General features: G+C 61.0%; 12 protein-coding genes, 1 tRNA gene and 1 pseudogene. 4 read left to right on the top strand and 10 right to left on the bottom strand.

All coding sequences use genetic code 11. The features are described from left to right. The first annotated feature begins 10 nt into the window (after positions 1-10). The gene (locus tag AC19YS_RS18005; protein ID WP_500602316.1) at positions 11-715 is read left to right on the top strand and encodes a TetR/AcrR family transcriptional regulator; all 705 of its coding nucleotides are present in this window, start codon (positions 11-13) and stop codon (positions 713-715) included. Here AC19YS_RS18005 and AC19YS_RS18000 read toward each other — a convergent pair. The 4 genes from AC19YS_RS18000 to AC19YS_RS17985 form a co-directional block, all read right to left on the bottom strand. Continuing rightward, on the bottom strand, positions 618-1541 hold the full coding sequence (locus AC19YS_RS18000; protein ID WP_124418109.1) for a LysR family transcriptional regulator: 924 nt from the start codon (positions 1539-1541) through the stop codon (positions 618-620). The genes AC19YS_RS18005 and AC19YS_RS18000 overlap by 98 nt on opposite strands. A 70-nt stretch (positions 1542-1611) precedes the next feature. Next, entirely contained in the window at positions 1612-1779 is a 168-nt protein-coding gene (locus AC19YS_RS17995; protein ID WP_500602315.1) for an OprD family outer membrane porin, read from the bottom strand. An 88-nt stretch (positions 1780-1867) separates the two neighbouring features. Then, complete coding sequence (locus AC19YS_RS17990) at positions 1868-2050, bottom strand: hypothetical protein (RefSeq protein WP_367241681.1); 183 nt, start codon at positions 2048-2050, stop codon at positions 1868-1870. Next, positions 2050-2427, bottom strand: a complete 378-nt coding sequence (locus tag AC19YS_RS17985) for an NAD(P)-dependent oxidoreductase (protein ID WP_500602314.1) — start codon at positions 2425-2427, stop codon at positions 2050-2052. The genes AC19YS_RS17990 and AC19YS_RS17985 overlap by 1 nt, the downstream gene beginning before the upstream one ends. Positions 2428-2436: 9 nt before the next feature. Here AC19YS_RS17985 and AC19YS_RS17980 point away from each other — a divergent pair. Further along, positions 2437-4253, top strand: a pseudogene (locus AC19YS_RS17980) (DUF3857 domain-containing transglutaminase family protein). Between the two features lie 66 nt (positions 4254-4319). On the opposite strand, the gene AC19YS_RS17975 reads toward AC19YS_RS17980, so the two are convergent. The 5 genes from AC19YS_RS17975 to AC19YS_RS17955 all read right to left on the bottom strand — a co-directional run bounded on the left by AC19YS_RS17975 (position 4320) and on the right by AC19YS_RS17955 (position 9900). Further along, complete coding sequence (locus tag AC19YS_RS17975; protein WP_500602313.1) at positions 4320-7154, bottom strand: TonB-dependent receptor; 2835 nt, start codon at positions 7152-7154, stop codon at positions 4320-4322. A 96-nt stretch (positions 7155-7250) separates the two neighbouring features. Next, a complete protein-coding gene (locus tag AC19YS_RS17970; protein WP_500602312.1) occupies positions 7251-8216 on the bottom strand; it encodes a FecR domain-containing protein in 966 nt (321 codons plus the stop codon). Further along, positions 8213-8719: a sigma-70 family RNA polymerase sigma factor gene (locus AC19YS_RS17965; RefSeq protein WP_119742412.1), complete on the bottom strand. Its 507-nt coding sequence runs from the start codon at positions 8717-8719 to the stop codon at positions 8213-8215. The genes AC19YS_RS17970 and AC19YS_RS17965 overlap by 4 nt, the downstream gene beginning before the upstream one ends. 134 nt (positions 8720-8853) lie before the next feature. After that, positions 8854-8929, bottom strand: a tRNA-Asn gene (locus AC19YS_RS17960). A gap of 86 nt (positions 8930-9015) precedes the next feature. Then, positions 9016-9900 carry a LysR family transcriptional regulator gene (locus AC19YS_RS17955; RefSeq protein WP_500602311.1) on the bottom strand — a complete coding sequence of 295 codons (885 nt, stop codon included), beginning with the start codon at positions 9898-9900 and terminating at the stop codon, positions 9016-9018. Positions 9901-10001: 101 nt separating this feature from the next. Between AC19YS_RS17955 and lldD the strand changes: the two genes are divergently transcribed. Both lldD and AC19YS_RS17945 read left to right on the top strand, forming a co-directional pair. Continuing rightward, a complete protein-coding gene (lldD, locus tag AC19YS_RS17950; RefSeq protein ID WP_106576563.1) occupies positions 10002-11144 on the top strand; it encodes an FMN-dependent L-lactate dehydrogenase LldD in 1143 nt (380 codons plus the stop codon). 281 nt (positions 11145-11425) lie between these two features. Beyond that, positions 11426-12355: a GGDEF domain-containing protein gene (locus tag AC19YS_RS17945; protein ID WP_106576562.1), complete on the top strand. Its 930-nt coding sequence runs from the start codon at positions 11426-11428 to the stop codon at positions 12353-12355. A gap of 22 nt (positions 12356-12377) precedes the next feature. Here the strand turns inward: AC19YS_RS17945 and AC19YS_RS17940 are convergent, their stop codons facing one another. Further along, positions 12378-13151 carry an iron-containing redox enzyme family protein gene (locus AC19YS_RS17940; RefSeq protein ID WP_234452688.1) on the bottom strand — a complete coding sequence of 258 codons (774 nt, stop codon included), beginning with the start codon at positions 13149-13151 and terminating at the stop codon, positions 12378-12380. Positions 13152-13212 lie beyond the last annotated feature (61 nt).

Below are 13212 nucleotides of genomic sequence, written 5' to 3'. Positions count from 1 at the left end.
GAGAAACGAAATGGCACAAATGGGCCGCCCGCGTAACTTCGACCGTGACCAGGCCGTGGAACAGGCCATGCACCTGTTCTGGCAGCATGGCTACGACGCCACTTCCCTCGCCCAGCTCAAGGCCGGCCTGGGTGGCGGCATCTCCGCGCCGAGTTTTTATGCGGCGTTCGGCTCCAAAGAGGCGCTGTTCGATGAGTGCGTGCAACGCTACCTGACGACCTACGCCCAGGTCACCGAATGCCTGTGGGACGAAACCCTGCCGCCGCGCCAGGCCCTCGAAACGGCGCTGCGCCAATCGGCGCGCATGCAGTGTGACAACGTCCACCCCAAGGGCTGCATGGTCACGCTGGGGGTGATGAGTGCGCCGAGCCCGGAAAATGCGCGGGTCACCGACGCATTGACCCACTCACGCGCACGGACCCGGGCAGGGATTGTGGCGTGCGTGGCGCGAGGTGTGAGTGCCGGGCAGTTGCCGGACACAATCAATGTGGCGGCAATGGCGACGGTGTATGACAGCTTTCTGCAGGGTGTTTCCATTCTGGCGCGTGACAATGCGTCGTTTGAAACCCTCAATGCAGCGATCAGCCAACTCCTGCTGACATGGGACATCGCCGCGTCTACGGCGCCGCCCACACGTCCCGATACGCCAGCAAAAAATCCACAAACGCCCGCACCCGATGCGGCACATAGCGCCCGTGGGGGTACAGCAACGTAAACGGTCGCGTGCGCCCGCCAAACGGCTTCAACACCTCCACGAGCGTGCCGTCAGCCAGTTCGTGTTCGACGATGAACTTGTAGGTCTGAAACAGCCCCGCGCCATGCTTGGCCAAGGTCACGCCGCCCAGCACGTCATGAGAAACGCTGTAACCCGCCTCCCCGGCAAACGCCTGTTCCTGGCCTTGCACCTGGAACAACCAGGGAATGCGTCGGCCATTGCTGGGCAATTCAAACTGAATGCACTCGTGCGACGGCAGATCCTCCAACGTCTGCGGCGTGCCGGCGCGCTGCAGGTAGGCCGGCGCTGCCACCACCACCAATTCAGCGTCTTCCAGCAGCCGTGCGATCAGCGATGAATCGGGCTGGGCGCGCACGCGAATGGCCAGGTCATAGCCTTCGGCAACGAAGTCGATATTGCGGTTGCTGATATGGATGTCCACGGTCACTTGCGGGTACAGCGCGCGAAACGCGGGCAGCAACGGCAACAGCCGATGATGGGCGTAAGTGGTCGGCACGCTGATGCGCAACTGGCCGGACGGCACCGACTGCGCGCCCATGACTTCCTGCTGCGCCTCCACCAATTGCGTCAGCGCCTGGCGGCATTGCTCGAAGAATGTACGGCCGCTGTCGGTCAGGCGAATGCTGCGCGTGGTGCGCACAAACAACTGCGTACCCAGGCGTTCTTCCAGACGCGAAATGCTGCGGCTCACAGCGGCCGGGGTGACCCCGGCAATCTGTGCGGCAGCGGTGAAGCTATTGGCTTCGGCGGCCAGGCAAAACAGCTCGATGCTGCCCAGCTGCACATCTTCGAAATGGCGTTTCATGATCAATGACACCCGGTACCAGCTAGAACGGTTACCGAGCTGTTTATCAGGCTGCGCCGCATAAATACAGCTACCACACCTGCTGCGTGTAGGTGATCAGCACCCGCACCTCGTCCGCATCGCGGCTGAAAGAAGACCGATAGGTCGCATCACGCACGCGCAGCGCGAGGTTTTTGAGCGCGCCACGCGGGTAAAGAAGGCTACGACGCTGTGATTCGTGTCTGCCCGACTTTGCCATCGCCACGCACGTGCCGCCAACACGCGGGTGCAAATCCTCAAAGACTGTTCACGCGCCTCTGTTCCCCGAGCAAGCATTAACGCCTGGCTCAACGGCTGAGGCGCACGCGCTCGCAGACCACCTCCCAGGCTTCAGGATTGAGCAAGTGCGGCGGCCGTTCGCCGCGCAGGATCGCGGCAATTTGCGCCGCCGAAGAGCGTGCCACATTGCGCCGCCCGCCGTGGGTGACGCCCGCCGTGTGAAAGGTCGCAACCACATTGGGCAAGCTCATCAGCGGTGCGTTCTGCGCAGGCGGCTCGCACGCCCACACGTCAGCCCGGCGCCGCTGAGGTGGCCTTTTTGCAAGGCTTCGTACAACGCCGTTTCATCATGAATGCCGCCGCGGGCGGTGGACAAGAACACCGCGCCGGGCTTCATCGCCGCGAACTCGTGCGCGCCCATCAGGTGCCGAGTGCTGGCGTCCAACGGGCAGTGCAACGACACGAAATCACTGCGCCTCAGCAGTTCCGGCAAGGTCACGGGTGTGGCGCCGTGAGCGAGTATCTGTTGGTTGCTCAGATGCGGGTCGTAGGCCAAAACATCCAGGCCAAAACCTTGGGCAATCCGCGCCACACGCCGACCGATTTCCCCCAGGCCGACCAGTCCCATCGTTCGCCCATGAATCTCTTCGCCCATCAGGTCTTCACGGCTGTCGAGCGATACCCAGACGCTTCCCACACGACGCTAAGCAACAAAAATAGCCAGGCCTACGTAGTCAATGCCGACGGCAGTTTTGTGCTCGACTTCGAGCTGGTCTCGCGCATCAATGAGGAACGCGCGATCAAGCCCAACGCGCAACGCTCGGTGAGCTTCAACCGCTCGCTGGAAACCGTGGACATCGTGGAGGCCTACACCCAGAAAGCCGACGGACGCAAAGTGCCGGTGGCTGCCGACCAGATCAAGGAACAGCAGGAGCAGGCCTCAGCCGAAGCGCCGATGTTCCAGGACTCACGCGTCAAAGTGGTGATCTTCCCTGACGTAGCCGTCGGTGACCGCATGGTCTTGCGCTACCAGCGCCATCGCACCACCGCGATGTTCCCCGGACAGTTTGAAGACCTCTACGCGCCGGACTTCTACGAGAACCAACAGATCCACTTCACCTACGACATGCCAGCCGACATGCCCTTGTTCGCTGACGTAAGGGGTTTCAATGCCGCCGAGCCCACCACCGCCAACGGGCGAAAAATCTATCGCTGGGACCTGCAACCCACGGAGAAAAACCGCGTTGAAGTCGGCTCCGTCGCCTACACCGATTACGGGCAACGCCTCGCCGTGTCGACCTTCACTGATTACAAACAGTTTGCCCAGGCGTATGCCGGGCGCAGGTTGAGGTGACGCCCGCCATTACCCAACTGGCCAGGGAACTCACCGCCAACCTGGACTCCCCGCGCAGCAAAGCACTGGTGCTGAGTGACTGGGTGCGCAAGAACATTCGCTACGTCGCGGTTTACGTCGGCAATGGCGGCGTGGTGCCGCACGCGGCGCAGGCGGTGCTGGATAACCGTTATGGCGACTGCAAGGACCATGTTGCCTTGCTCGAAGCGCTGCTCAAGGCGGTGGCCATCGAAAGCTCGCCCGCGCTGATCAACCTCGGCGACGCCTACCTACTGCCGAAGGTGCCGACCCTGGGTTTGCTTAACCATGCGATCACTTACGTCCCGACCCTCGACCTTTATCTGGACTCCACCGCCACCCCCATCGCCGCCGGCTACTTGATGATTCCGGAACTGGGTAAACCCGTGTTACTGACCCAGAGCGGCGAACTGGCGCGTACACCTTCACACCAATTGGGCAAGGTGGACGGCACGCTGCACTTCAAGATCGACCCGAGCGGCGCGGCGGACTTCACCAACGGCACCACGGTGGAAGGCTGTGCCACGGAACTCAATCGTTTCCTGTTCAAATCCATCATGCCTGCCGACCGTGATCAACTGACCCAGAAAGTCCTCAGCATGTATGGGCAAACCGGCAGCGGCAAGATCGAAACCGACCCCTTGGAAGGCAATGCCGCCACCTTCACGTCCACGGTCAAAGGGCGTACCGAGAACCTGGTCAACCTGCCCGGCCCCACGGGCGTACCGACGCTCAGCAGCCTCGCGGGCGGCATCGGCCAGAACGTGTTCAGCCTCATGGCGGAACAAGACCGCACGCAGGCCTTCATCTGTACCTCTGGCACGATTGAAGAAAAAGCGCGCTTCGACTTCCCCAAACAATTGAATATCCTCGCGGTGCCCAAGGCTGTAACGCTCAACACCGGTGGATTCAACTACCAGACCACTTACGTCAAGGAAGGCAACAGCGTACTCATCACCCGCAGCTATGCGTTCAGCCACCCCGACGCGCTGTGCAGCCCGCAAGACTTTGTCGCCATGAAGCCGGCGATTGAAGGCATGGTCAACGACCTGAAAAGCCAGATTATCGTGCAGACGTTGTAACCCCGCCTTGCCGAACCTCGCGTGACGGGCTGTTGCACCGCCGCGCGAGGATCACAACCGTTGCCTCTAGAACTTCGCCTGCACTCCCACCCGCAGCGTACGCCCCGGCGCCGGCATGAAACTCTGCGCCAGTGGATCCAGGTAGTAGCGATCGGTCAGGTTTTGCAGCGACACGTTGAGGCTGGCGTCTTCCTGCAACTTGTAGTTAAGGAACAGATCGACCAAGGCCACTTCGCGGTAATTCAATTGCGGCGTGGTGGCGCCGGTCTGCCAGGGTTTGTCGGCGGTGACGGTGGGGCCTGAGGTGTAGGTGATGCGCGTACCGAGCGTAAGGCTCTGGCCGAAGAAGCGCAGGCCTGTGGTGAGGTTGCCTGCGAACCGTGGCGGGTTCTGGGTATTGGTGTAGGAACCCATGAAGCTGCCCGGCGTGCAGTTCGGCGTATTACTGGTTTTCTGGTAGCTGTCACTGGTCGCGCGCAGTGTGGCTGCGAACGCTGCATCGCAGGTTTCAGTCTTCAGGTAGTAGGTGGACGACAGGTCGGCAAATACGCGCCCGGCATCGTAGCGGGTTTGCAGTTCCAGGCCGCTGGTCTGGTAGCTGTCGGTGTTGCTGAAGCGCATCAAGCCCCACAAGCCCGGGCTTGGGTCGTAGTAGCGGGTGATGTAGTGTTTGATGGTGTTGTTGAAATAGGCCAGCTTGATCGCCGCCGAGTCGTCATCGAACAACACCCCCTTTTGCAGCGTGCTCGCGCCGACCTCCCAGTTACTTGAACGCTCAGGCTTCAGGCCCTTGCCGGGCATGGTCTGCAACACGCCCTGGCTGGTTTCAAACAGCGAAGGCATACGAAAGCCCTGGGTGTAGGAGGCATAGACGAAGGTGTCTGGCAGCACTTCGATATTGATGCCCACGGCCGGAGCGAAAGCGCCTCCGCTGTTGCTCGCCTTGCCCGAATACTCATAGCCGGTAACCACGCGGCCGAACTGTGACGGATAGACCGTCGAATCGACCGCACCAAAATCGTTATAGCGAACACCTTCAAAGGGATAGTGGGTGTTCTGGAAAACGATGCCGTTGTTCAGGCGCGGATCGGTGGCGTCAGTGTACTGGCCGTTCTGATCCGGGAACCACATCATGTTGCCGGAGCCGCCACCGTTGTAGACCCGCAGGTAGCGCAAGTTACGCTCCTCCTCGCGCGCCGTGGCATTGGCGATGTGGTCTTTGCTGCGATAGTGGGTGTAACGCCCGCCGCCCCATAACGTGAGGCGGTCCACCGGTTTGTACTCCAGCTTGCCATTGAAGCTGAACTCTTGCCGCGAGCCTTCGCGCAGCATGCGGTTGGCGTTGATATCGTCCTGGTTGGTGACCACGCCTTTTTGCGGGCGCAGCTCTTCGAGCTGGAACGAGCCGCCCAGGTCCAGCTTCAAGTCGCCGTAGTCGGTCGCCCAGTTCGAGGTGTTGGCCAGGCCGCCGCCAATACGCTGGTTAGCCTGACGACTCCAGGCGCGGTCCGAGCGATACGCCTGGGACGCCGGCGCGCGTACCGAGGTGAGCTGGCTGGTTTGCGCATCGGTGAGCCACAGGTCGGCAGTCAGGTCCACCAACGGGTTACCCGCAGGCAAGTAGTTGTAACGCGCGGTGTAGGTGTCGATTTTGGTGTGGCCCAAGGGGTACTGATAGATGCCGCCGGTGCCGAAGCGGAAGATATCCGAAGGCATGATCTCGCCGATGCGCCCGTCATAGCGGCGGTAACCCAGGTCGAAAGTATGGCCGTCCGCCGGGCGCAGGGTGGTCTTGAGCAGGAAGGATTCGGTCCTCGACGACGAGTTCAGCACTTCTTCGCCAGCGTTGTAGGTGGTTGCCACGCTGGTTTCTTCATCGCCCCAACGGTCGTAGGTGCGGTAGCGGTCCTGGCCCTTTTTGCCGGCGAAATAATTGCCTTGGTTGCGCTTGGCATAGGCCGCCACGACGTCGAAAAAATCATGGGTATAGGCAAATGCCGCGCTGCCGGCCTGCGCCTCTGAGCCGAACAGCCCACCGCGACTCTGGTGCGGTTCCGAGTACAGGTCTTCGGTCTTGGAATGCGGGTCTCGGGAGGCTGGAGCGACGCCGTTGTTCCACAGGTCGCCCTTGAGGCGCAGGCCGATGGTCTGGCCGTCCTTGAGGATGTCGTCGACCGTGAGGGTGCGCATTTTCACCGTGCCGCCGATGGCGCTGGAGGTCAGGCTGGGGCCCTTGTCGATCGTGATGTCGCTGATCATGTCCGGGTCGATGTAACTGCGCTGCTGGGTACCGGCATAACCACGATAGACATCCAGTGCCTGCTGCGACCCGTCCACCGTGACCGCCACCCGGCTCTGGCCCTGGATGCCGCGGATATTCACATCCAGCCCGCCACCATTGCGGCTGTCGCCGACCTGCACGCTCGGCTGGCCCTTGAGCACGTCGCCCACAGAGACCACGCCAAAGCGCTGCATGTCTTCGCCGGAGATGTACACCGATGAGCGCGGCGCGCGGTAGACGTCTTCCTCGTCGAGATTTTCGCCCGTGACCTTTTGCGTCGGCAGCAGGACTGCACCTTGATGCGCACGCAAGACATAGCCGCCGTCGGCCTGGCGCTGATAGCCCAGGCCAGTGCCTGAGAGCAGTTGGGTCAGGCCCGACTCAATGTTGTACTCCCCCTGCAGCCCGTGGCTGGTCTTGTCGGCCGTAAGCAGCGCACTGCCCGCCATGCTGATGCCCGCCTCGGCACCAAAGCGCGACAGCACTTGATCCAGCGGGCCGGCGCTAATTCGGTAAGGGCGTTCGCCAGCGGCAAAAACCAGCTCGCCGTAGAGCGGCTGTAAACTCAAAAACAGCAAGCTGAATGTATGGGTACGCAAGACACGAGCGGGGGAAATCATGCAAGGCTCCTAGGGGTTGAAACCCACCTGTGCCGGTGGGTAATACCTAAAGGCCAAGCCAGATCGAAAAAACTATCGCGCCGCGAAAAAAAAACTTCACGCAGGCACCACCGTCACCCAGTAACGCGTTCTTCGCTCGATACGCACCGGCAACGTGTTGGCGACCAACGCGAGCGCTGCATCGGTATCGTCCAGCTGGAAACTGCCAGTGATGCGCAGGCTTGCCACCGCCTCGCTGCAACGCAATAAGCCTGGGCGATAGCGCGACAGCTCAGCCAACAGGTGGTCCAGGCGCATGCGCTCGGCAGGCAGGATGCCGCGCATCCAGGCCTGGGCCAGCACCCGATCAATGGGGCTCGGGCGCCCTGCCCCACGCTCGTCCACCTGCATCTGCCAGCCTGCCTGCAACGGCACCGGCGTCGGCTGATGCCGCGTGCTCACTTGCGCCAGCCCGCGCAACACCGTCACCTGGGTGCCTTGGCGATCATGACGCACCAGCAGGTGGGCGCCATGGCTGTAGAGCACCGCGTTGTGGGTCAGCAGTTCCAGCGACGCAGACCCGGCCGGGGTATCCAGGGCCAGTTCGCCCTCGACCAGCTCCACGCTGCGTTGCCCTGCGCCCAAGTCCAGGTTTACCGCACTGGCGGTGTTTAGCCACAGCGAATAGCCATCCGCCAGGGCCCAGTGCCGCCGCTCGCCCACACGCGTGCGATAGCTCGCCAATGCCGAACGCACCAACGTGGAATCCGCCGTTTGCCAGGAGATCCCACCCAGCAGCCCCAACGCCAGCAAACACTTGAGCACCTGGCGACGACGTTGCGGGTCAGCCCCGGCCGCCTGCAACGCCCGGCGCGCCGTGGCATCGGCTAATAGATCGGCGCCCGGCTGAAGCATCAACGGCAAGCTGCTTACCCGCTGCCACGCATGCTCATGCTCGGCACTCACCTGACGCCACTGCTGCAGCGCTTGATGATCACCGGCGCTCATCAACCCGGACTGCATCCGCACCAGCCAATCGATTGCACGGTCGCGCACGCGCGAGTCAACTGCAGCGCCCCTCATTCAAAGCGACTCGCGTAGCACACACTGAATGCCTTGCTCATGGCCCGCTGCACCTGGGCCACCGTCAGGCTCAACTGCGCAGCGATTTGCGGATAGGTCAGGCCATCGAGCTGGGACAAAAAGAAAATCTGCCGAACCCGCGCCGACAACCCGACCAGCAGCGAATCCAACTGCAACAAGGTCTCGATCATCAGGTGGCGCTCCTCCGGCGAAGGCTCCTCAGCCAGCGGCCGCGCCGCCAGCGCTTCCAAGTACGCCCGCTCGATCGCTTGGCGACGCCAGCGATTGATCAGCAAGCCATTGGCGATGGTGGCCAGAAACGCCATGGGTTGGCGCAACTCGCGCACATCCTCCTTGGAGCGCAACACGCGGATAAACGTGTCGTGTGCCAGGTCTTCGGCATCGGCACTGTGCCCCAGCCGCCGATGCAACCAACCCCGAAGCCAGCCATGGTGATTCGCATACAGCTTGGCGACCGGCGAGGCGATGCTGTCGTCGTGCATGTCAGATCCGCATTAAATGATAATGCTTCTCATCTTATGGCTTTGGGGTGGGCGTTGTACAGGGGTTGGGGTGGCTACCATTAGTCAAATCCAAGGCAAAAAAAAGCCTGCATCTCTGCAGGCTTTTCTCTATCTGGCTCCACGACCTGGACTCGAACCAGGGACCCAATGATTAACAGTCATTTGCTCTACCAACTGAGCTATCGCGGAATGCGCCGTATGTTACTGATTAAAAAGAAGAAGTCAAGCACTGAGGCATATTTTCCAGAATTACTTCGGTCAACCGCTGTGAACGTCTATACCGGGCTGGCCATTTCCTTGGCCAGGTCCAGCCAGGCGCGGGCGGCGGGCGGCAGGTGCGCACTGGCGCGCCACGCCAGGGCGATGTGCCAATCAGTGTGCGCCTCGTCCAGGGCAATCAAGGCGATGCCGGGTTGTTGATGCTTGTGCGCAAGCATGCGCGGCAGAAAAGCGACTCCTAGCCCCGCCGCCACCAAGTCGACGATAAAGTCGATCTGGCCGCTGCGGGCCGTCACCCTCGGCGTCACGCCTTTGCGTTCACAGGCGGCAAGAATCTTGGCATTCAGGGCAAAACCCGCTTCGAACAGGATAAACGGCGAATCCGCCAAGTCGTTGAAATCAATGCGTGTGCGTTGGGCGAGTGGATGGCTCATGGGCAGCACGGCCATCAAGGGTTCGTTGCGCACCGACTGATAGTCGAAATCTTCATCCATGGGCAACAGCAGCGCCGCCAGATCGACCTCCCCGGCTTCCAGGCATTCACGCAATTTCTTGCTGCCATACTCGGTAAGCTGGATATCGATATCCGGGTACAGCCTGCGGTAAGCGGCGAACATCGCGGCAAACAACACGCCGCAGCCCACGGGCGGCAAGCCAATGCGCAATACGCCGCGCTTGAGCCCGCGCAGGTCGTTGATCTCGGCCACCAAATCGTTGCGTTCAGCGAGCAACACCAGCGCGCGGCGGTAGGCAATTTCGCCAGCGGCGGTCAGTTCGTTCCTGTGGCCCAGGCGATTGAGCAACGGCGTACCCAATTCATCCTCCAGCGTCTTGACCGCCTTGCTCACGGTGGACTGTGTCAGGGACACCACTTGGGCCGCCTGGGAGAAACCGCCCTGGCGCACCACTTCGACAAAGGCGCGCAGCGTTCTGAGGTTCATCGGTATTCCTTTAGCGACTGCCTGCTAGCGATAAAAGTTGTTTTTATCATGCCAGATATTTCCTTATGCTGAACCCACCTTGCCTTGTGGAGACACTGTTGATGATCATCTCGTCCGCTTCCGATTACCGCGCCGCCGCCAAGCGCAAGCTGCCGCGCTTTCTGTTCGACTACATCGACGGCGGCGCTTACGCCGAGCACACGATGCGCGCCAACAGTTCGGACCTGGCCGAGATCAGCCTGCGCCAGCGTATCCTGCGCAACGTCGACAACCTGAGCCTCAAGACCCACCTGTTCGGCCAGGAACTGGCCATGCCCGTGATTCTGAGCCCGGTGGGGCTTACCGGCATGTACGCGCGGCGTGGTGAGGTGCAAGCGGCAAAGGCAGCGGCGAACCAGGGCATTCCGTTTTGCCTGTCGACGGTGTCGGTGTGCTCGATTGAAGAAGTGGCATCGCAGAGCCCGCAGTCGATCTGGTTCCAGCTCTATGTGCTCAAGGACCGTGGATTTATGCGCAATGCGCTGGAGCGCGCGCAGGCTGCCGGGGTCACCACACTGGTATTCACCGTGGACATGCCGACGCCTGGCGCGCGTTACCGCGATGCCCACTCCGGCATGTCCGGGCCGTTCGCGGCGTCGCGACGCATGCTGCAGGCGGTCACCAAACCGCAATGGGCCTTTGACGTAGGCCTGATGGGCCGCCCGCACGATCTGGGCAACATCTCAAAATACCTCGGCAAGCCGACTCATCTGGAAGATTACATCGGCTGGCTGGCCAACAACTTCGACCCGTCGATCAGCTGGAAGGACCTGGAGTGGATCCGTGAATTCTGGAAAGGCCCGATGATCATCAAAGGCATTCTCGACCCACAGGACGCCAAGGATGCGGTGAGTTTCGGCGCCGACGGTATCGTGGTCTCCAACCACGGCGGCCGTCAGCTTGATGGCGTGCTCTCTACCGCCAGAGCCTTGCCGCCGATTGCCGATGGGGTTGGCGATGACCTGACGGTACTGGTCGACTCGGGCATCCGTTCCGGGCTGGATGTGGTGCGCATGCTCGCACTGGGTGCCAAGGCCTGCCTGCTGGGACGCGCGACGGCCTATGCGCTGGCTGCCGATGGCCAGCACGGCGTTGAAAACCTGCTGGACATCTTCGCCAAGGAAATGCGCGTGGCCATGACACTGACCGGCGTGACGTCGATTGATCAGATTGACAGCACTACGCTGGTTCAATCAGCCAAATAACTGACGTCAGTACCCAACGACTGTTTGTACTCTGTAAAACGGTCGTTGATTTATAAGGAGTTTTATTAAGTTAAACGAAATGGCATGAATCTCGCTCTAATCCCTTTCAAGCAGGTTAAGCGATGACAAGACGTGCGGCAGTACCCAGGGGTTATAACCCCTGGTAAAGCGGTTTAAACTGTTACCAATGTTTTACGGAACTGAAGGAACAGTAAGACGCTTGGCACTCGCCACTCTCACGCAGCCTGTAAGACAGTTAAGTGCTTAGAGGCAGATAGCTTATGAAAACACCGACCCAGACTCACGCAATTGACTTCGACAGTGCCAAATTGCAACGCCTGGGCTTTGGTCAGCCGTCTCTCCTGCCACCCCGTCGACCAGCGTCGTTCGCCCAACTTCGTCAGCAATTGAGCCAACAATTGCAAGTCAGCCTGGAGCCCCAGCGGATCCTTGGGCTGTTCTTTCGCGAGATTCAGCGCCTGGTTCCTTTGGATGCGTTGCAGTATCGCCACGAAGCCAGCGACCTGCGCCTGGAATTTGGCCATCGCGGCCACCACTCGGTGAGCTATGCCTTGAGCCATGAAGGTGAGCACTTGGGCGAGCTGATATTTCGACGCAATCAACGCCTGCTGGAAGACGAACTGGTCCAGCTTGAAGCGCTGCTGGCGACGTTGCTTTATCCGATGCGCAACGCCCTGCTCTACCGCGCCGCCACTCGCAGCGCTCTGCGTGACCCGTTGACCGAAACCGGTAATCGCGTCGCCATGGACCAGACCCTGCAACGCGAGATCGACATGGCCCGGCGGCACATGAACCCGTTGTCTCTACTGATGCTGGATATCGATCACTTCAAGAAGATCAACGACACTCACGGCCACGCAACCGGCGACACCGTACTGCGCGCTGTGGCCGGGGCGATCAAAAGCCAGCTGCGCAATGTCGACATGGTGTTTCGATTTGGCGGGGAAGAGTTTTTGATCCTGCTCTCCAACACCGGCCGGGACGCGGCAGGTATGGTCGGCGAGCGCCTGCGCAAGGCGGCACAAGCTCAGGACTATTGGGCGGATACCACACGGGTGGAGCTGACCGTGAGCCTGGGGTGCTCGACGCTGTTGGCCGCAGAGTCTGCCGAAAGCCTGTTGCGCCGTGCCGACAACGCTTTGTACGTGGCCAAGCGCGAAGGCCGCAACCGCCTGGCAATGGCGGGGTAAACACCCCGCCATCACGCTTACATCACGCCTCGCTGGCGACGCGAACCTGACGCTCGCGAGCGGCCGCAGGGGCCTTTGCTTTTTCGTTCTCCAACCGCATGCAGCTTTCCAAGAACAGATACATGTAGTCGTAGCTCTTGCATACCGCTTGGCGCAGCTCTACCTGCAGGGCTTTGCTGGGGTTCATCCCGGCCAGGGTGCAGATGATTTCCAGCGCTTCCCATGGGTGGGCGTCGTCATACTGCGCGTGCATCTTCAACCACTTCATGGCGCGCTTGCGGTCTTCCTCAGGGAAGGCTGCCGCGTACACACCGGTCGAGCACACCACCGCTGACCACTCCCCGGTTGCACCTTCGATCGCATAGTTGGTTGCGGCAATCGCGACAATCAACGAATCGGCCGAGCTGGTATGCCAGCACCAATGGCTCAGTGCGTGCAGTTCAGGCGGTACGTTCTGCGCTTGCAGCTCTTCGAGGCTGACGCCGTGGGCGCGGGCCCAATGCACCCAATAGTCGGCGTGGTTGAGCTCCACGCGAATATTGCGCATCAACCACCGGCGCGCCATATCCTCCCCAGGATGACGGGCAAACTTGGTCTTGGTCAGGTTTTGTGCCATGTACAAGGCAAACTGTTCAACCACTGGCCAGCCACCGATAAGGTAATGGCGCATGGTCTTGGCGCTGAGCGTGTTGTCACGCATGCGCTGATACAGTTCGTGTTCGACAACTCGGCGCTTGCTCTCGCTACAGTCCTGGATCAATTGCTGCGCCCAGGCGGGGTAACTCGAGGCTTCCATAAGCGGGCCGGTTCTGTTGAATGTGTCGATCACTGTAAGGCTCCTTTTTAAGTGTGATTGT

This window comes from Pseudomonas sp. MF08831 (genome assembly GCF_059862645.1).
The sequence above is the reverse complement of the archived record's forward strand: the minus strand, read 5'-3'. Positions and strand labels throughout refer to the sequence as shown.